Annotated in this window: 20 protein-coding genes and 2 pseudogenes; 9 read left to right on the top strand and 13 right to left on the bottom strand. The window is 61.0% G+C overall.

Features of this window, described 5'->3' with window-relative positions; translation table 11 throughout:
- Positions 1-80 precede the first annotated feature (80 nt).
- The 8 genes and pseudogenes from B0E49_RS11340 to B0E49_RS20195 all read left to right on the top strand — a co-directional run.
- Entirely contained in the window at positions 81-1,055 is a 975-nt protein-coding gene (locus B0E49_RS11340; RefSeq protein ID WP_077562316.1) for an NADPH:quinone oxidoreductase family protein, read from the top strand.
- A 173-nt stretch (positions 1,056-1,228) separates the two neighbouring features.
- Complete coding sequence (locus tag B0E49_RS11345; RefSeq protein ID WP_077562317.1) at positions 1,229-1,555, top strand: type II toxin-antitoxin system RelE/ParE family toxin; 327 nt, start codon at positions 1,229-1,231, stop codon at positions 1,553-1,555.
- Entirely contained in the window at positions 1,552-1,875 is a 324-nt protein-coding gene (locus B0E49_RS11350) for an addiction module antidote protein (RefSeq protein ID WP_077562318.1), read from the top strand. The genes B0E49_RS11345 and B0E49_RS11350 overlap by 4 nt, the downstream gene beginning before the upstream one ends.
- A 3-nt stretch (positions 1,876-1,878) precedes the next feature.
- On the top strand, positions 1,879-2,091 hold the full coding sequence (locus B0E49_RS20610; protein WP_077562319.1) for a helix-turn-helix domain-containing transcriptional regulator: 213 nt from the start codon (positions 1,879-1,881) through the stop codon (positions 2,089-2,091).
- A 153-nt stretch (positions 2,092-2,244) separates the two neighbouring features.
- Positions 2,245-3,108 (top strand): restriction endonuclease, encoded by an 864-nt coding sequence (locus B0E49_RS11360; protein WP_077562320.1) that lies wholly within the window; start codon positions 2,245-2,247, stop codon positions 3,106-3,108.
- 84 nt (positions 3,109-3,192) lie between these two features.
- Entirely contained in the window at positions 3,193-3,645 is a 453-nt protein-coding gene (locus B0E49_RS11365; protein WP_144264533.1) for a DUF4124 domain-containing protein, read from the top strand.
- Positions 3,646-4,077: 432 nt separating this feature from the next.
- Positions 4,078-4,254, top strand: a pseudogene (locus B0E49_RS20615) (helix-turn-helix domain-containing protein); the annotation flags it as partial.
- Positions 4,255-4,290: 36 nt separating this feature from the next.
- A pseudogene (locus B0E49_RS20195) lies at positions 4,291-4,862 on the top strand (IS5 family transposase); the annotation flags it as partial.
- A 53-nt stretch (positions 4,863-4,915) separates the two neighbouring features.
- Here the strand turns inward: B0E49_RS20195 and B0E49_RS11380 are convergent.
- From B0E49_RS11380 to B0E49_RS11440, 13 genes are all read right to left on the bottom strand, one after another.
- Entirely contained in the window at positions 4,916-5,683 is a 768-nt protein-coding gene (locus tag B0E49_RS11380; RefSeq protein ID WP_077562324.1) for an enoyl-CoA hydratase/isomerase family protein, read from the bottom strand.
- Between the two features lie 2 nt (positions 5,684-5,685).
- Complete coding sequence (locus B0E49_RS11385) at positions 5,686-6,348, bottom strand: RraA family protein (RefSeq protein ID WP_077562325.1); 663 nt, start codon at positions 6,346-6,348, stop codon at positions 5,686-5,688.
- Positions 6,345-7,022 (bottom strand): RraA family protein, encoded by a 678-nt coding sequence (locus B0E49_RS11390; RefSeq protein WP_077562326.1) that lies wholly within the window; start codon positions 7,020-7,022, stop codon positions 6,345-6,347. The genes B0E49_RS11385 and B0E49_RS11390 overlap by 4 nt, the downstream gene beginning before the upstream one ends.
- A 2-nt stretch (positions 7,023-7,024) precedes the next feature.
- Positions 7,025-7,699, bottom strand: coding sequence for an RraA family protein (locus B0E49_RS11395; protein WP_077562327.1), 675 nt, complete (start codon positions 7,697-7,699; stop codon positions 7,025-7,027).
- 24 nt (positions 7,700-7,723) lie between these two features.
- Positions 7,724-8,725 (bottom strand): DODA-type extradiol aromatic ring-opening family dioxygenase, encoded by a 1,002-nt coding sequence (locus B0E49_RS11400; protein ID WP_077562328.1) that lies wholly within the window; start codon positions 8,723-8,725, stop codon positions 7,724-7,726.
- Positions 8,726-8,743: 18 nt separating this feature from the next.
- Positions 8,744-9,961, bottom strand: a complete 1,218-nt coding sequence (locus B0E49_RS11405) for a CaiB/BaiF CoA transferase family protein (RefSeq protein WP_077562329.1) — start codon at positions 9,959-9,961, stop codon at positions 8,744-8,746.
- 11 nt (positions 9,962-9,972) lie between these two features.
- Entirely contained in the window at positions 9,973-10,425 is a 453-nt protein-coding gene (locus B0E49_RS11410) for a Zn-ribbon domain-containing OB-fold protein (protein WP_077562470.1), read from the bottom strand.
- A 5-nt stretch (positions 10,426-10,430) separates the two neighbouring features.
- Positions 10,431-11,636 carry a thiolase family protein gene (locus tag B0E49_RS11415; RefSeq protein WP_077562330.1) on the bottom strand — a complete coding sequence of 402 codons (1,206 nt, stop codon included), beginning with the start codon at positions 11,634-11,636 and terminating at the stop codon, positions 10,431-10,433.
- A gap of 221 nt (positions 11,637-11,857) precedes the next feature.
- Complete coding sequence (locus tag B0E49_RS11420) at positions 11,858-12,838, bottom strand: Bug family tripartite tricarboxylate transporter substrate binding protein (protein WP_077562331.1); 981 nt, start codon at positions 12,836-12,838, stop codon at positions 11,858-11,860.
- 37 nt (positions 12,839-12,875) lie between these two features.
- Complete coding sequence (locus tag B0E49_RS11425; protein ID WP_217349238.1) at positions 12,876-13,220, bottom strand: aldehyde dehydrogenase family protein; 345 nt, start codon at positions 13,218-13,220, stop codon at positions 12,876-12,878.
- 1 nt (position 13,221) lies between these two features.
- Complete coding sequence (locus B0E49_RS11430) at positions 13,222-14,355, bottom strand: acyl-CoA dehydrogenase family protein (protein WP_077562333.1); 1,134 nt, start codon at positions 14,353-14,355, stop codon at positions 13,222-13,224.
- A 29-nt stretch (positions 14,356-14,384) separates the two neighbouring features.
- Positions 14,385-15,572 (bottom strand): acyl-CoA dehydrogenase family protein, encoded by a 1,188-nt coding sequence (locus B0E49_RS11435; RefSeq protein WP_077562334.1) that lies wholly within the window; start codon positions 15,570-15,572, stop codon positions 14,385-14,387.
- Between the two features lie 11 nt (positions 15,573-15,583).
- Complete coding sequence (locus B0E49_RS11440) at positions 15,584-17,734, bottom strand: acetate--CoA ligase family protein (RefSeq protein WP_077562335.1); 2,151 nt, start codon at positions 17,732-17,734, stop codon at positions 15,584-15,586.
- 297 nt (positions 17,735-18,031) lie between these two features.
- Between B0E49_RS11440 and B0E49_RS11445 the strand changes: the two genes are divergently transcribed.
- Complete coding sequence (locus tag B0E49_RS11445) at positions 18,032-18,802, top strand: GntR family transcriptional regulator (RefSeq protein WP_286137943.1); 771 nt, start codon at positions 18,032-18,034, stop codon at positions 18,800-18,802.
- Positions 18,803-18,817 lie beyond the last annotated feature (15 nt).

Here is an 18,817-nt window from a genome sequence, read left to right on the forward strand (position 1 = left end):
CCGCTGCACAGGTCTCTCGTGAGACATTCGGGGCATGGTCCAGGCTCTATCATCTGGGCAGTTTCATTGGAGAATTTTTCATGCATGCATGGCTTTGCGAAAACCCCATCGGCGTCGACGCGCTGACCTGGAAAGAACTGCCCACCCCGACCCCGAAAGCGGGCGAGGTGCTGATCGAGATCAAGGCCGCGAGCCTGAATTTCCCGGACCTGCTAATCGTGCAGAACAAGTACCAGATCAAGCCACCCCTGCCCTTCGTGCCCGGCTCAGAATATGCCGGCGTGGTGCAGGCCGTGGGCGACGGCGTGACGCATCTCAAGGTGGGCCAGAGCGTGGCCTGCCTGTCGGGAACCGGAGGCTTCGGCACCCACACCATCGCACCCGCCGCGCAGTGCATGCCGCTGCGGGAGGGTTTTCCGCACGTGGATGCGGCCGCCTTCATCATGATTTACGCCACCTCGCACCATGCGCTGGTGGACCGGGCGCAGCTCAAGGCCGGCGAGACCGTGCTGGTGCTCGGCGCGGCCGGCGGTGTCGGCACCTCGGCCATCCAGATTGCCAAAGTCATGGGTGCGAAAGTCATCGCGGCCGCGTCCACCGACGAGAAGTGCGCGCTGTGCAAATCCATCGGCGCCGACGCCACTATCAACTACAGCACGGAGAACCTGCGCGAGGCCATCAAGACGCTGACCGGCGGCAAGGGTCCGGATGTGATTTACGACCCGGTGGGCGGCGACTTTGCGGAGCCCGCGTTCCGCTCGATCGCCTGGCGCGGCCGCTACCTGGTGGTGGGTTTTGCGTCGGGGCCGATTCCTTCCCTGCCACTGAACCTCACGCTGCTCAAGGGCGCGTCGATCGTCGGCGTGTTCTGGGGCGGCTTCGCCAAGCAGGAACCCAAGGCCAGCGCGGCCGCCATGGCGGAGCTGGCCCAATGGTATGCGCAGGGCAAGATCAAGCCTGTGATCGACCGCACCATGCCCATGGCCGAGCTCAAGGCCGCTTATGCGCACATGGGCTCGCGCGGCGTGAAAGGCAAGCTGGTGATGGTGAACTGACCTGCGCGCCGAAGACGGCGTTAGCAACATGAAGGAAACCGGCTATCGTTTCGATAGCCGGTTTCCTTTTATTTACCTGGACATCAAGCTCGATTCCATGGGTGCGCCCGGATGCCTACGCATGGTGACCGGGTAACCTTTTTTCATACTGTATCGTATAATTCACAAAAATCGTGTTTGAAGTCCTGACATACAAAGACAGCGAAGGCCGTAAACCCTATGCCGACTGGCTCGAAAGACTGTTGGACAAACACGCCAAAGCCCGCGTACTGGTGAGGGTGAGCCGCATGGCGGCTGGCAACTTCGGTGACTGCAAGCCCGTTGCCGATGGTGTTTGGGAACTGCGTATCGACTGGGGGCCGGGCTACCGCTTGTACTACGCCCAAGCAGGCAAGCGTCTGGTCTTGCTGCTGACAGGTGGAGACAAGCGAAAGCAGCAGGCTGATATTGCAGCCGCTGTCAGTTACTGGAATGATTGGAAACGGAGCAACGCAAAATGAAAGCCGCACAACCGCACGACCAAACCGTGGTGGAGATTCTCAAAGCCGACCCGGAGATGGCAGACATCTACCTGGCGACCGCACTTGAAGAAGCTAACCTACCTGGTGGGCAGTTCGCCCTGCTGGCCGCGCTGCGCCACATTGCCGAGGCACAGGGTATGGCAGCCGTCGCAGAGAAAGCAGGCATGCCGCGTGAAAGCCTGTACCGTGCTTTATCGCCACGGGGTAACCCCACCATCAAAACTTTACTGGCCGTGCTGGGTGCTGCTGGCCTGCAGTTGGCTGTGACGCGCCAGCCCGACGACCACGCGCACGCCTGAGCCATGAATACACCGCGCGACAAAAGTTACGAGGAAACGTTTCTACCGCTGCTGACGGCCCCGGCGGAGGCCGCTGCCTATATCGAGGCCGTCATCGAGCTCGACGACCCGGCCGCGCTGCTGGTGGCACTGCGTCAAGTCGCCAAGGCCCACGGCATGGCCGAGGTCGCCCGACTTGCTAACGTCGACCTGAGCTATGGGAATCAAAAGTCCTAACAGGCTGCGTCGGTAGTGCTGTCGTTCCTACCCGCTATGCTTCGAGCCTGTTCGCGCGTAGCTCGACCGTTCCATCAAATGCCGACGGGCTGCGTTACAGTGAAGCACGCCCAAACATAACAAGATTGGGCATCAACGCAGGGAGGAGGTTCAATGGTGCGCAGACGCAAGAGCAGTCCCGCAGAGGACCTGGTCGATTTGATCGCCATGCTGCCCTGGTGGGTGGGGTGCGTACTGGCCGTCGTGTTGTACTTGCTGCTGCATCGGATCGCGACGCAACAAGTCATCACGAATGTGGCCCCCGGGCAGATCGCGCCCGCGATGATTCAGAGCATCTGGCGGACGCTGGCGAGCTTCGGACAGTATCTCGTGCCCCTACTGTGCCTCGTCGGTGTCGCCGTTTCCGCCTATCGTCGATGGCGCCGCCAGAACCTGGTTGCAGGTCTCGTGGGGAGCAAGGCCGCCGATGCCCTGGACGGCATGAGTTGGCAAGAGTTTGAGCGGCTGGTCGGCGAGGCGTTCCGGCTGCAGGGTTACCAGGTCACCGAGACTGGCGGCGGTGGTGCCGACGGTGGCATCGATCTGGTGCTGCGCAAAGGCGGCGAGAAGTACCTTGTGCAATGCAAACAATGGAAAGCCTTCAGCGTGGGCATGGCTGTCGTGCGCGAGCTCTATGGGGTCATGGCGGCCAAGGGGGCGACAGGCGGCTTTGTGGTCACGTCGGGCCGTTTCACCGATGAGGCCAAAGCGTTCGCCAGCGGGCGCAACGTGAAACTCATCGACGGGCCGCTCCTGCATAGCCTGATCAAACAGGTGACCGCAGATCACGGTGTCGGGGCCAAGGCGGCTGGAACCCAAGAGGTGCCCTTCCCCGCCAAAGCTGTCACGCCGCCGTCATGCCCCGTATGCACGAAGCCGATGGTGCAGCGGACTGCCAAGCGCGGCAACCAAACAGGCAATACGTTCTGGGGTTGCAGCGGCTATCCTGCCTGCCGAGGAACCAGGCAGATCGGTTAACGGATGTTGGGGTCTCTGGCGTACCTGCCGGACGAATCATCGCGCATCCAAAACGTTAAGACGAACAAGAAAGAGGGAAATAACATGAATAAACACTTGCTACTGGCGGGGATCGCCGTTGTGTGCCTGGGGACCGCATACGCTGGAGGCTCGTCCACGTACAAGTGCCAATATGGGACACGCACCGAGTATTCGGACGAGCCATGCATGGGGGCCAAGGTGGTGGACACCACACCAACCCAAGGAATGGACAAATCCACGGGCGTCAGCCGAAAGGGGAAAGACGTTCAACGCGTTGAACAACGAGAGGCCCTCGCCACTGCGATTAGGCCGCTCACGGGCATGAATGCGGAAGAGCTCGAAAAAGCTGGCCGCCGCCAACAACTACCGGTAGCCCACCAACGTCAGTGCGCAGCGCTGGACGGTGCAATTCCGGCTCAAGAAATGGCGGCACGCAATGCCGCAGACACTGATAAGGCAAAAGCCGATGTAAAACTGTATAGGTCGAGGAAGCAATTCAAAACCCTGAAATGCTAAGCGGCGGACATTACCAACAAGTCAACGGGCGCGTGTGTGGTGAGGCACTAGGCCGGTCAGGGCATGCGGCGACGGTCCGCGCTCTACCTTGATTCGAAAAATCAATTTTCATACGCCGTTACGTCGGATGAAAACGAAGAAAGCCCGCTATCGTTTCGATAGCGGGCTTTCTTTTATTTACCTGGGGTGGCTGATGGGGAGCCACTGCCCATAACCCAACCCCAGTATCCATGCGGGTTTCAAGAGGTTGTTACACGACGCTGTGTCACAAGCAGTGTATCAATTCGGACCTAATTTTCCAAGCCTTTTGACCAAAGTGTGTCGGGAGTAAATGACTTGCCCAGTTTCTAGCAAGTGATCTGTCCGGTTTGTGGAGGAGCGATGCGACACGCCCCCATAAGCTGGGCCCGCTACATGCAGGAGAACCGGAACATGAGATTCGAAGAAGCCTTTGAGGGCTGGAACCAGGGGCGCCTGACACAGGCCGAGGCGGCGCTGTCGCTGGGCCAGTGCGAACGCAGCTTTCGCCGCCACATTGAACGCTATGAGGCCAACGGCCTGGGCGGCTTGCTGGACAGGCGCTTGAGCCAGATCTCCAAGCGCCGAGTCAGTGAGCGGGAAGTTGACCAGGTCGTGCAGCTGTACAAGAGCGGTGCGCTCGACCGGGTGTTCCAGGAACTGCAGCAGGCCCAGGTCGTGCGCATCAAGATCGAGGCCGTGTCGCTGGACAGCACCATCGTGAAGGTGCATCCCGATGGCACCGGGGCGTTAAAAAAAACGGCCCGCAATCCATCGGAAAGCCTCGTGGCGGCTGGACCACCAAGATTCATATGGTTGCCGTAGATGCTCGAACGGCCGTAACGTTCAGTCTGTCGCCGGGCCAGGCGCATGACGCGCCGGCAGAACGGGAGTTGCTCAGCAAGCTTGGCGCGCCAGTGCGACCACTACATCTGCTGATGGATCGCGCCTACGAAGGCAACGAAACCAGGCAGTTGGCGCTTGATCTGGGCTTCATCCTGGTCGTGTCGCCGGTGAAGACCCGAATCGAGCCCTGGGAGTATGACCGCGAGATGTACAAACGGCGCAACGAGGTCGAGCGGCTGTTCCGCCGGCTCAAGGGCTATCGCCGGATCTTCTCGCGCTTCGAGAAACTGGACGTGATGTTCATCGACTTCATCAGCTTCGCGCTGATCGCCGATGGACTTCGTTTGTGTTAACAGGCCCCAGCAAGATCGAGATTGAACGATTCACGGCGGTAGTCATAAGCACATCAAGCGCCGATAAAAACAGGCTTTCGCTTTTCAGCCTTGGCCTTGACGCCTTCGAGCAAATCAGCCGATGTTTGAACTCGATGGATATCGTCTTTCAGGGTATTCATATCCAGTGCACCACGGGCAAAGCGGTTCAGATGTCGTTTCATGGCCTGAACCGCCAATGGCGCCATGGATGCCAGATGAGAAGAGAATCGATCCACTTCGGCTTGCAGCTCTTGCATATCGCCGACCATCTTGTCTAGGAATCCACAGGACAGCATTTGACTGGCATCGAGCCTCTCGCCCGCCAGCAACACCCTTTTAGCGACCGTCAGCCCCAAGCGTGACACATACCGCTCCAACCCGCTGCCGTAAAAATGCAGCCCTATTTCTGCAACTGGCACAAACATATTGGCACTCTGAACACCGACTCGGAAATCGCAGGCCAAGGCCAAGTCCGTCGCTCCACCGTAAATCCCGCCATTGATGGCTGCAATCGTCAGAGGGCGCACCTGCTCCAACGCCTGCGCTGTGGCTTCAAACAACGTCCCGGCATCATCACCCGATATTTTTCTGGTGTCGAAACCGCTGCAAAAATGACGACCTGTCGCGGTAATGCGCAGCACACGGATATTCTGATTTGAGTTGACCCGGGCCAGCAACTGCTGGACGGCTTTCAGGTCTTCGACTTCGAGCCGGTTGGCCAGCTCGGGGCGATTCAGTCGCAAGGTGGCCACAGGCCCCTGGACGCTGAGATGAGGTAACTGTCCTGCATTGATGCTCATGGTCAGGCCCAGCCGTAAATTTTCATCGTGGTTTCGCCGGCTTCCAAGCGCTTGAGGATCGCGGCCTCTTCGGCCTCGCGCTGCTCGCCGGCGGCAATCACCTCAGCAGCGCGGGCCTGCGGGATGGCGACCACCCCGTCAGCGTCACCCACGATCAGGTCACCAGCGTGGACCACCACGTTGCCCATGGTGACGGGGTGGTTGATCCAGCCGGTCGCACCAAAGTCCTTGCCGGTTCCCTGGATGCACAAACCGCGCGCGAACACCGGAAAGCCGAACTCGCCCAGCAGCACGCCATCACGCACGCAACCGTCGATCACCAGCCCGGCCAGGCCGCGCATCTTGGCCATAGTGGTCATGATCTCGCCCCAGTAGCCATGCTCGTAGGCGCCGCCGGCAAACACCACCATCACGTCGCCAGGCTGCGCCACTTCAAGGGCGCGGTGCAGCCAGAGGTTGTCGCTGGCGGGCGAATGTACCGTCAGCGCCGAGCCGGCAAACTTGAACTGCGGCGCCACCGGCTTGATGACCGAGGGCAGCGCGCCAACTTTTCTGGCGGCTTCATGCAGCGTCGCCGTGGGCAGCTTGCCGGCAGCCGCGGCCAGTGCGGGCGACAGGCGAGCAAAGTCCAGGCGCGTGGTCAGTGCAGGATCAACGCGGTTCATGAAGCCTCCCGGGTCTGCAGCTGGTGGTACTTGAACTGCTTGCGCGCTTCGTCCAGGCGCATGCCGCTGCGGGCGGTTTCGCGGATCTTGTTTTCTGCTGCTTCGATTTCCTCTGCCACCTCCAGCACGCGGTCTTCATGCTCCTTGGGGATCACGACCACACCGTCGGTATCGCCCTTGAGGATGTCGCCGGGCGCGACGCGGGCGCCGCCAAGGTTGACCGAAATGCCGGTGGCCTCGACCTGCACCCGGTCCTTGCCGGTGCGCATCCAGTTGTCAATGGAGAATACCGGGTAGCCCAGCGACAGGCACAGGTGCGTGTCGCGGTTGATGCCGTTGATCACCGTGCCGGCGATGCCGCGGCGGTGGGCGATTTCGGTCAGGATGTCGCCCCAGACGGTGGCATTTTCGCAGCCATTGTTGTCCAGCACGATCACGCTGCCGGGCGCCACATCGTCGATGTAGTCGCCCACGGTGCCGCACGGGTTGGCGGCCGGGCCGTATTTCAGCGTCCAGGCGCGGCCCGCCATGCGAAAGCTGTGGTCACGCGGCTTGATCTTGTAGCACTGGCCGACAATACCCAGCTTGTCGAGCGCATCGCTCAGCGTCGGGGTGTCGAGCCGGGCGGCCCTCTCCACGTTTTCATCCACGTTCTTGTCTTGAATGTCGCTCATGTTTATTTCTCCAGCATGTGTTCGTAATTGCCGCCCATGACCTGGCCGATGGGCGTTCCCGACAAAATGGCCTTGGCCATGGCCGCTTCCTTGGCGACGATCATTTCAGCCGCCTCCAGCACCCGATCGATGTAAGCGGCCGCGATGAAGAGGACGGCGCTGCCGTCGGCCAGCACATAGTCGCCCGGCTGCACGGTGATGGCGCCGATCTCGACCGGCACGTTGGTGCCTTTTTCCACCACCCGGCCCCGCGCCGTGAAAGATGTCACGCTGCGGCTGAAAATCGGGAACTCGTAAGCCACGGCCTCGTCCACGTCGCGCAGCGGCCCGTCGGCCACCACGCCGGCCACGCCGCGCACCTTGGCGCCCAGCGTCAGCAGGCCGCCCCAGCAGCCAGCCTCGACGCCAGTGCGCTGCTCCACCACGATGATGTGGTCTGCGCCAGCGGCCTCAATCGCCGTGCAGCCCAGGTGCTTCGGGGGGCCGGGCTGAGGATCGCCCGTGCCCAGCTTGACGGTGATGGCCTGGCCTGCAATGCGGCCCTTGCCGGAGCGCTGCGGCAGCCCCGTCACGGCGCCGGCCACGCCCAGCTTGTCCAGCGCGTCGGACACGGCACAGCCGTCCAGCCGGCGCAGGCGCTGCACATTGCCGCGTGCGGCAGATGAAATGTCGGTCATGAAAATCCTTTTGAAAGACGGTGTTCAATCCAGCGTGTGCCAGGCCGCAAAGGCCAGCCCCGTGCCGGTCAGCGCAGGGCTGCGGTAACCGGGCACGTACTCGACCCACTCCAGGTCCAGGTCGCGGGCCATCTCGCCCACCACCAGCCAGTTGCGGATTTCCGAGCTGCCGGCCTGCAGCAGCTTGGGGTCCAGTGCAGCCAGCGTGGCACTGTCCTTGTTGCGGATGGCCGTGATGACCTTGTGGTCCAGTTCCTCGTCCACCACAAAGTGACTCAGGCCGCCCGAGGCGATGACACCCACGCGCAGGTCTTCGGGCCAGTCCGCAACCAACTCGCGCAGCGCGGCGCCCAGCGCCACGCAGCGGCGAGGCGTCGGCTGGTTGGGCGGATCGAAGGTGTTCAGGATCACCGGGATCACCGACAGCTGCTGGTCCTGGAGCAGGCGGCGGTGGATGAACTGGAAAGCATGGCCTTCAAACTGGCCGCGCTCCAGACCGTCCATCGCGGCGATGTCGAAATCGCGATCGCAAAGCTGTCGGATCAGCCACCCGGCCAAGTCGCTCTTGACCGGGTATTCGCAGTCCTGCGCAGGCTCGTGGCGCCACATGCGCGCCGACTTGACCCAGCTGTCACTGGCAGAGACCGGCTCGCGCGCGGTGTTGCGGATCGTCTTGCCAAAGTAAATGGCAAATGCCGGGTTGTTGCTGGTGCGGAACAGCTCGGTCTGGTCGTCGCCTACGATCAGCAGCACATCGAGCCGGGCGTCCTTGATGCGCTGGCTCAGCTGGTCCATGGCGGACTCGGCAGCGTCATAGCGCTCGCCCATCTTTTCGGGCGTGACCATGGCCTCGGTGCCGGCGGGCGCGGCCGCCAGCAGCGCGTCATAGTCAGTCTTGTTGCCGTTTTTATCGTAGTAATGGGCGTTCTTCGTGTCGATCACGCGAAAGCCGTTTTGCCAGTCCTCGCGCTGCGAGACCAGCATGAGGCTGTGGGATGAGCCAAAGGCGGCTACAAGTCGGGCCATGGATAAACCTCGGAATGGTCAGATAACAAATTTGTCGCGCAAAGCGGCGATACGCTCGGGGCTGTAACCCAGGCCGGCCAGGATGGCATCGGTCTGGTCGCCCTGGTGCGGCGCGGGCTGGAGCGGCCCCTCGCTGCGCGGGTAGCGCGAAAACTGCATCGGCAGGCCCACGACCTCAATGTCGCCCAGCTCCGGGTGGTGCATGGGGCGCGCAATGCCCAGATGCTTGACCTGCGGGTCATCGAACACCTGGTCCACCGTGTTGATGGGGCCGCAGGGCACGCCGGCCTTGAGCAGCCGTTCGGTCCACTCAGCGGTGCTGCGGGTCTTGAACGCGGCGCCGATGGCGGCATTGACACTGTCGCGGTTTAGCACCCGCTCGGGGTCGGAGCCGAAGCCTGGCTCCTGCACCAGGTGCGGCACTTCAAGGGCTTCGCACAGGCGCTTCCACATGGTCTGGCCAATGGCGGCCAGGTTGAGGTAACCGTCACTGGTGGGAAATACACCGGTGGGCACCGTCAGTGGGTGCTCGTTTCCCGTGGACTTGGGTACCTTGTGGTCGATCAGCCACTGTGCAGCCTGGAAGTCCAGCATGGCGATTTGCGACTCCAGCAGCGAGGTCTGCACCCACTGGCCTTCGCCCGACACCTCACGCTCCAGCAGCGCCGCCATGATGGCCTGCGCGCAGAAGTGGCCCGAGCACAGGTCGGTAATCGGGATGCCCACGCGCATAGGGCCTTCCCCGGACTTACCGGTCACGCTCATCAGGCCGCCCATGCCTTGGGCAATGGAATCAAAACCCGGCCAATTGGCGTAAGGCCCATCCTGGCCAAAGCCCGAGATGCTGGCGTATACCAGCCGCGGATTGATGGCGCGCAGTTGCTCCGGGCCAATGCCCAGGCGGTGCTTCACGTCAGGCCGGTAATTCTCGATGAACACGTCGGCCGTCTTCACCAGCTCCTGCAAAACGGTCAGCCCCTCGGGCTCCTTCATGTTGAGGGTCAGGCTTTCCTTGTTGCGGTGCAGGTTCTCGTAGTCGGCGCGGTTATGGTCGCGGCTGCCGATCATGTCGTCGCCACCAGGCGCGCCAGGCGGAATTTCGAGCTTGATGACGCGCGCGCCCAGGTCGGCAAAGGTGCGAACGGCTGTGGGGCCGGCGCGCACGCGGGTGGCGTCCAGAATGGTGAAGCGGGACAGCGGCCCCCTGCGTGGGGCGGTAGATTCGGATGTGGGCATGAAGAGTCTCCTTACACCGGGGTGAACATGGGCACGGCGTGGCCGCCTTCGGTGGGCTTGAAAACGACCTGTACCTTGTCGCCTATCGACACCCGGGCAGGATCGCAATCGACCAGATTGGTCATCAGGGTCACTCCTTCATCCAGCGTGACAAAGGCCAACGTGTAGGCGGCTTCGCCTTTGCCCATGGTGCTGTAGGAATAGACCGTGCCCGTACCGGCCGCCGGCAACCATTCGGTGTCGGCGCTCAGGCAATGCGGGCAGATGTCACGCGGGTAGTGGTGCACCTCGCCACAGGCGTTGCACCTCTTGAGCAGTAAGCGGCCTTCGTCGGCGGCGGTCCAGAAGGCTTGCGACTCGGGCAGCACACGCGGCGCGGGGATCCTGCGAGGGCCGGCCGGCGGTGCGGCTGGACGGACCGGTTTGTCGGTGGCAGGTTTGTCGGTGGTTTCGGGGGCGCTCATGGTGTTCAAACCCTTTCCAGAATCAAAGTACCAGCGGTGTGGCGCGAAGCCAGCGCGCCACCAATGCCGTTGGCCAGGGCCAGGGCGCAGTTGGGCACCTGAACGGCCGGATGGGCTTCACCGCGCAACTGACGTACGGCCTCGATGATCTTGGTGATGCCGCCACGGTTCGCTGGATGGTTGTTGCACAGGCCACCACCGTCGGTATTGAACGGCAACTTGCCGACACCGGAGATCAGGTTGCCGTCGGCGACGAACTTGCCGCCCTCGCCCTTCTTGCAGAAGCCCAAGTCTTCCAGCTGCATCAGCACCGTGATGGTGAAGCTGTCGTACAGCGACGCATACTGGATGTCAGCCGGCGTGATGCCAGCCTCGGCAAACGCCAGCGGCCCGGACCAGGCGGCCGCAGAGTAGGTCAGATCGATCTTGCCGCCCATGCCGTGCTTGGGCGCCTCACCGGTGCCACGAACCTTGACGAGCGACCGCTTGAGCTGGCGCGCAATTTCGGGCCGCGCCACGATGATGGCGCCGCCGCCATCGCTCATTACGCAGCAATCCAGCCTGTGCAATGGGTCGCTCACCATGGGGGAGTTCACCACATCCTCCACCGTCACCACATCGCGCAGCATGGCATGCGGATTGTGCTGGGCGTGGTGGGAGGCCGCCACCTTGATCCAGGCCAACTGCTCACTGGTGGTGCCAAACTCGAACATATGGCGCTTGGCCACCATGGCATAGAGGTTTTGCGTGGCAGGGCCAAAGGGCAATTCAAACGCCAACTCGGGCGCGTCGGTATCTGGCGGCCTCAGGGCCAGCGGTGCCTTGCCGCCCTTCCCCTCCTTGGCGGTGGCCTGGGCTGCCGCCATCTGGGCACGCGGGCGCCCGGCCAGCGTGATCAGGGCCACGTTGCAATGGCCCGCAGCTATCGCCTCGGCGGCATGGGCCACATGCAGGATGGGCGCGGAACCACCACATTCGGTGGAATCCACATGGCGCAGCTTCAGCCCCAGGTATTCGGCCATGGTGGTAGTGCCCAGGCCTGGCGCATCACCGGCGCAAAAATAGCCGTCGATGTCACCCTTGGAGAGGCCCGCGTCCTCCAACGCGCCCTTGGCCACGTCGGCATGCAGCCGTACCACCGACAGGTCGTCGGCCTTACGGGTGGGGTGTTCATAGGCACCCACGATGTAGGCGGATCCATTTAGACTCATCTTGAATGCTCTTTCGTTGAGGTGATTTCATTCCGCGGGAAAGCCCAACCACAGCCTGACCGACCTTCGGTGGTCGAGCTGTGGAAGCGCCAAGGCAGGGCTCCCAATAGCAGCAAGCCTGGCCAGCGGGCTAGACGCCCAGGCTGTGGACCTGTCCGCGCCACACTCCTTGCGCATCGCTGATGACATTCCGGTTTTCAATTGCATGTCAGCACGCTGAGTTACTTATCCGGTGTAAAGCCAGTGGCCTTGATAATGGGGCCCCAATAGGTCAGCTCTTTGCGCTGTAGCTTGTCAAGTTCGTCGGCCGACCGAAAGTCCGGGTTGAGCGTCGCTTTGTTAATCAGAAAGTCATGTACCTCGGGCAAAGCCAAAACCTGTTTGAGTGCGGCCTGCATGCGGTCCAGTTCAGCTTTGGGTGTTTTCGCAGGGGCCCACATGCCAGCCCAGGCATCGCCGGAATCTATGTTGATGCCCTGCTCCATGAAAGTGGGTACATCGGGCATCAATGAGGAGCGCTTGCTGCCAAACACACCTATCACCTTGACCTTGCCACTCTTTTGCTGCGGCAGGATGTCACCGGCGGTCATGATGGCGGCCGCCACCTGCCCGCCCAGCAAATCGGTCGCCAATGGTCCGTTTCCACGATAGGGAATCGCCTGCAAATCCTGTCCGATTGCTTTGCCCAGTTGAATGCCTGAAAAGTGTGTCTGGCCACCCAGTCCAGCCGTGCCGAAGCTGGCCTCCTTGGGATTGGCCTTGATCCAGGCAACATATTCTTTCGCGTTGTTCACCCCTATTCGGTCGCTCACCGCCATCGCAAGCGGGTAGGACACGATCATCGCCACCGGCGCGAAATCGGTCAGCGCGTCGTACCTGCGAACAGACACCGGATATAGCAGATGCTGAAAAACGATCGTGGCGCTCGGCGCAATCATATAGGTCAAGCCATCCGGCCGGCTGTTTTTGAGCGCCTCGGCCGCCAAGCGTCCGCCCGCGCCTGGCTTGTTCTCCACAATCACGGTCTGCCCCAGTCGGCCATGCAACTTGTCTGCGAGCAGACGGGCCAAGGTGTCCGTGGATCCACCGGGAGCGAAGCCTACCAAGAGCTTGATGGGAAGTTTGTCCTGGGCGTGAAGGGCTGGCGTAATGCCCAATACAAACGCCAAAAAAAGAGACTTGAAACGAATTGAGTAAAACATGTTTTCACTTACTTTCAATAAAAGTTGAAACAGATAATCAACCGAGATCGATCGCGATAGACTTCAGCTCGGTGTAGGCTTCGACACCCTCTCGGACGTTTTCTCGCCCCCAACCGGACTGCTTGTAGCCCCCAAAAGGCATCGCAAAATCAGGAGCTACTGCCGCATTGACGCGCACGTTGCCTGAGCGGATGCGGCGCGCGAGCTTATGCGCGCGACCGATGTCACGCGTCCAGATTCCAGCTGACAAGCCAAAGTCGGTATCGTTGGCGCGAGCCGCAAGCTCGTCCAGGCTGTCAGCGTAGCCGCCATGAGCGGGTTCAATGTTTTGCGAACAATCATGCGTTGCCTCCTTGTGTAGATTTGTGGAATGTGAATTCACGTCAGCTCTGCGGTAGCTCGACAAATCGTTGAAGATGGTGACGGCTATCACCGAACAGCTGGCCAATGACCAACAATCTCTTGGCGTAATGGCCCACCCGGCATTCATCCGTCATGCCCATGGCACCGTGCAACTGAATTGCCCACAGGCTCACCTGACGGCCCAACTGGCTCACCAGTATCTTGGCGGCAGATACCAATCTTTTGCGCTGAGTCACATTGCCGTCAACGACCGCCATGGCCGCCACACAAGCCATTGATTTGGTCTGCTCCAGCGCGATGACCATGTCGGCCACGCGGTGCTGCAGCACCTGAAACTTGGCCAGTGGCGCGCCAAACTGCTTGCGGGTCCGCAGATGCTCGGTGGTAAGCTCAATCAGCGCATCCAGCGCACCCACGGCTTCGGCGCAAAGCACAGCGATTGCGCCGTCTAGGGCGGCATCGACCACGGCATGCGCCTTGCCGACATCGCCCAGCACGCAATCGGTAGTCACCTGGGCATCCTTGAACTCCACGTGCGCGGCCCGGCGGCCATCCAGCGTATCAAAGCCGCGGATCTGCATGCCTGGCGTATCCGCCTCGACGGCGAAGAGAGTGAGCCCCTCGCGGTCAGCGCGACCGCCTGATGTGCGCACCACGGCCAGCAATAGACCGGCCGTGTCACCATGCAACACCAGTGTCTTACGGCCGTTCAACACATAACCCCCTGCCGTGGGAACGGCACGGGTTTGTGCATCCACCCAGTCATACCGCACACCCTCCTCGTGCAGCGCCAACGCTAGCTGCAATTGCCCAGACGCCACACGCGGCAACCATTGGCGCACTTGTTCAGGCTTACCGGTACGCGCCAGCAACTGGCCAGCCAGCACCACGGTAGATACATAGCCCGCCCCGCCCAGGCAGCGACCCAACTCCTGCGCCACCAACATCAGCTCCACCGCCCCTTGGGCGCTACCTCCCCACTCGGCATCGAACGGCAGACCCAATAGGCCCATTTCCGCCATACCTGCCCAGCGCTGCGCCGCCAGCACTGGGGTTTCCGGGCTGCCGCGATGTTGTAAAGGGTACTCGCCGTCACAGAATCGACGCACGGCATCACGCAGTGCCAGGTGATCATCGTTAAGGGAAAAATCCATCTCTAATCCTTGAGTTTCTTCGCCGTGCGTCAGGCTTCTAGAGCTGCTCGGGCAATCAGATTGCGCTGGACTTCATTGGCTCCGCCATAAATCGTCAGCTTGCGCGAATCGAGACAATTCGCGGCAAGTGACACCATCTCAGCAGGCGTTGAGGCTTCGCTCAAATGCTCCAGAAACTGGGCTTCCACGGAGAACGGCACAGCCTGCGGGCCGGCAATATCCACCAGCACTTCGTAGATGGCCTGACGCAATTCAGTTCCCCGGACCTTGAGCATGGAGGCCTCCACCGCTGGAATCCGGCTTTGCTGGTTAGCGCTCAACAAGCGCAATGCCGTGAATTCGAGCGCCATCAGTTCCACTTCGAACTGCGCCAGCCGCGCCTGGATCACGACGTCGTCACCGAGACCCTGTTGTCGGGCCAGCGTGCGCGCGCGGGCCAGTTGCTGCTTGCATGAACCGATGCCGGCAATCCCGGTGCGTTCATGTCCCAGCAGGTACTTGCCATACGACCAGCCCTTATTCAGTTCACCCACCAGGTTTTCGGCCGGTACACGGACGTTGTCCAGATACACCTCATTGAGATCGGTACCGCCCTCGAGCATGCGGATTGGCCGCACTTCGACACCGGGCGACGCCATGTCAATCAGCAAGAAGGATATGCCCTCTTGGGGCTTGGCGCTGGGATCGGTGCGCACCAACGCGAACATCATGGAGCACCATTGCGCATAAGAGGTCCACACCTTGTGGCCATTGACCATGAAGTGCTTGCCATCGGGCTCGAGGACCGCCGTGGTCCGTACCGCCGCCAGATCAGACCCTGCACCCGGCTCGGAAAAGCCCTGCGCCCACCACGTGTTGCTGCGGCGAATATCCGGCAAGTATTTATTTTTTTGCTCAGGAGTGCCAAACGCAATCAGCACCGGACCCAGCATCTGTATGCCACTGGCAATGATTCGGGGCGCACCGCCAAGCAGCGTTTCTTCATCAAAGATGTAGCGCTGCACATGGTTCCAGCCTGGCCCGCCATGCTCGACCGGCCAACCGGGTGTGATCCAGCCACGCTGTTCAAGGATGCGAAACCAGGTCACGTAATCGGCGTGCTCAAGGCGCAAGCCGAGTTCGACCTTGCGCCGAATGTCAGCAGGCAGGTGGGTCTTGACGAATTCGCGCACTTCCAGGCGGAAGGATTCGTCGGCGGAGGAAAACTGCAATTGCATCGGAAAATTCCTCAAGCGGGTGCGACGACGACAAGTGCGTCCAGCGCCAACACCGGTTGGGTAGAGCCCACCGGGTAAGCCACCAGTGGATTGATATCGATTTCGGTGATCTGCGGATTGGCGCGCATTTGCGCACCGACCAGTGCCACCACGCGGGCAATGGCACGCAAATCAACTGCGGCTGCGCCCCGAATGCCTTGCAGCACAACGGCAGCTTTCAGGCGGCCCAGTTCAACCACAATGTCGTCCTCGGCCATGTCGGCAGGAAGCAGGCGCACGTCCTTGAGCGCCTCGATCCAGATACCGCCCAGCCCAACCAACACCACCGGCCCCCACTCGGCGTCCCGCTTCGCGCCAACCACCAGCTCCAGGCCTCGAGGGCCCATCGCTTCGACCAACGCACCGTCGAGTTGCAGGTCCGGCTTGTGTCGAGTGACATTGGCATGTAGTCGCTGCCATCCTTCTCGCAGGTCAGCTTCGTCTGCCAGGCCTACGATCACCCCCCCAACATCGCTCTTGTGCGGCAGTTCACTGGCCTGCGCCTTGATCACCACCGGGTAGCCAATATCATTTGCAATCCGCACGGCGTCATCGGCACTGCGCGCAAGCGCTCCTTTCGGGATCGCGAGTCCGGCTTGCGCCAACCAGGACTTCCCCTGGTATTCTGCGAACACACCTGAAGCTGGTACAAAGCCCGGCAGCGACAGCGCAGCGGGGGTGTCGCGTGTCGCGCGGGCCGCTCGCTGTAGCGCTTCTGTATACCCTGCCACCCGACCCAAGGCCCGCAACGCGCGGTCAGTGGAGCGAAAGAAAGGCACACCGCTTGACCGAATCGCCTCAAGAAAAAAAGACTCCATTGGGCCACCGTCACCTGTGATCACCAGTACGGCCGGCTTAGTAGCTCGGGCGAGCGCGGGCACAATATGTTCTGCCTTGTCGCGCTGTGCCATGGCCGGGCCGGCTGGAATGCTGAGTACGATGCTGCCAACGGGCTCATCGGCAAGGATGGTTTCAAGGATTTCGCCAATCAGCCCGGGCTGGCGCACGCCGATCGTGGTGTAGTCCAAGGGGTTCTCTGCGACTGCATAGCTGGGCAGCATGTCTTTCAAGCGCTGCGTGGTGGCTTCGGTTAGGCGAGGCAAGTGCAGGCCTATGTCGTCAGCAAAATCCAACGCAATGTTTTTCATGGCGCCCGAGCCGGTCATGAAAGCCACGCCGCCCGTGGGCGGTGCGGGGTAACGCAGAAGGATGGCGATGGTATCGAACAGTTCGTCGAGCGACCCGACCATCACCACAGCTTCGCGCTGCAGCAGCGTGGTGGCTGTGGCGTGGTCGCCCACCAGCGCCCCGGTGTGCGACTGAGCTGCTTCGCGCGCCCGGGCACTGCGGCCCGGCATCAAGAGAACGATGGGCTTGCCAGCTTCGCGCGCCTGAGCCGCCAATTGAAGGAACAGCTTGGGTCGACGGATTTGTTCCACATAGACCGAGATCACACGGGTTTTCGGATCACCAATGTAGTGAGCCAGCACATCTTCGACGCCTACGGACGCCTCATTGCCCGTGGAAAAAATGGCACCGATCGGCAGACCGCGCCCGATCAGGCCATCGCGCAGATTCGCCGCCATGAAGCCGCTTTGCGCTACGACGCTAACACCCGGTTGGCCGACCTTCGCATACGGCTCTATCGGCTCGAATGTCACAGGGACGCCGTCGGCATAATTGGTGAAGCCCATGCAATTAGGCCCCACCAACAGAATGCCCGACTCGCGCGAGGCAAGAGCCAAAGCCTGCTGCTTCGCCTGCCCCTCCTCGCCAGCCTCGGCGTAGCCAGAAGCGAAGAGAACGGCCGCCCCAGTTTTGCGCGCCGCCAACTGATGCACCGCTTCCAGCACACCACCCTCAGGAATTGCCAGCACCGCCAAATCAATTCCCTCGGGCAGGTCAGCGACGGTCTTGACACAAGGCCGCCCATTGATTTCAGCGCTACTGCGGCTGACCAGGTGAACCGCTCCGTGATAGCCAAAGCGGTCCAAATTGGCAAGAACAAAACCGCCAAACGAGCGCGGGTCCGCAGAGGCGCCAACAATCGCTATTGAACGCGGCGTCAAAATGCGATCAATGGGCAAAACAACTAACACTGGACTCTCTGGGGCCGGATTCATGTGGGTCAATCCTTTGTAGGGGGTATTTATCTATCGCATGCCGACCAAAACCCAAGTTTGCATCATGCAATTTGATTGTGGCATACAAATATGGTACTTTCAATACTCCAATTATTTTTTTTGGTGTTTATTTATCAAAAATCTAAATTTAAAGCACTGAAATGTAGCGAAACAAGGTCAAACCGCTTGCCCCAGCATCACCTCCACATGGCCCGCCTCAGATGCAAGCATGGAAATCCCTATGGACCAGATTCGGAATCTTGCTTCTTAAATACAAATATAAATTCATTGTATGCCATGATGATTTTTTTGGTATACTCAACAACGCTTATGGAAAATACCTCATCTGCCTTTGAAGCTGAACTGCTAGGTACCGTGGACGAGTTGCGCCCACGCGGCGGGCGCGCCAATGAGATTCGTACCGCACTTCAGGACGAAATCGAGAGTGGCAAGCTGCCGCCCGGTGCTCCGCTGGACGAGCGCACTCTAGCAGCCCGATTTCAGGTTTCACGCACACCGGTTCGTGAAGCCCTGGTGCAATTGGCAGCACTTGACTTGGTTCGCGTAGTGTCGCGTCAAGGCATCAGCGTGGCGCGCCTGACGATCAACCAGATTCGTTGCATCATGGAAACTACGGGTGAGCTGGAATCCTTGTGCGCCAAGCTGGCGGCACGCCGTGTCGATGACCAGCTCAAACGCAATCTGGACGATGCCATCTCGCAATGCCAGGAAGCTGCCGTTCAGAGTGGGTCGGCCGAATACGCCCTGGCCAACCACTTTTTTCACGAAACCATCTACGCCGGCAGCCGCAACGACTATCTGGCCGAACTGATTCGCAATGCGCGCCGGCTGATTCAGCGCTACCGCATCAAGGACTTTCACAGCAAGGCACAGATTAGCAAGTCGCTGCAGGACCACCTCAAGGTCGCCCGCGCCATACAGGACGGTGACGAAGCCCTGGCAGCGCAAGCCATGCTGCTGCATGTGCCAGCAGGCTCTACCGGCTTTTCGGAGTTTCTGGCCCGCATGCCCATGAGTTTTTTCGACAACGAACACTCAGACCAATAAGACCTTTCATCCCAC

The sequence above is a fragment of the Polaromonas sp. C04 genome (assembly GCF_002002705.1).
In the GTDB taxonomy this organism is placed as follows: domain Bacteria; phylum Pseudomonadota; class Gammaproteobacteria; order Burkholderiales; family Burkholderiaceae_C; genus Rhodoferax_A.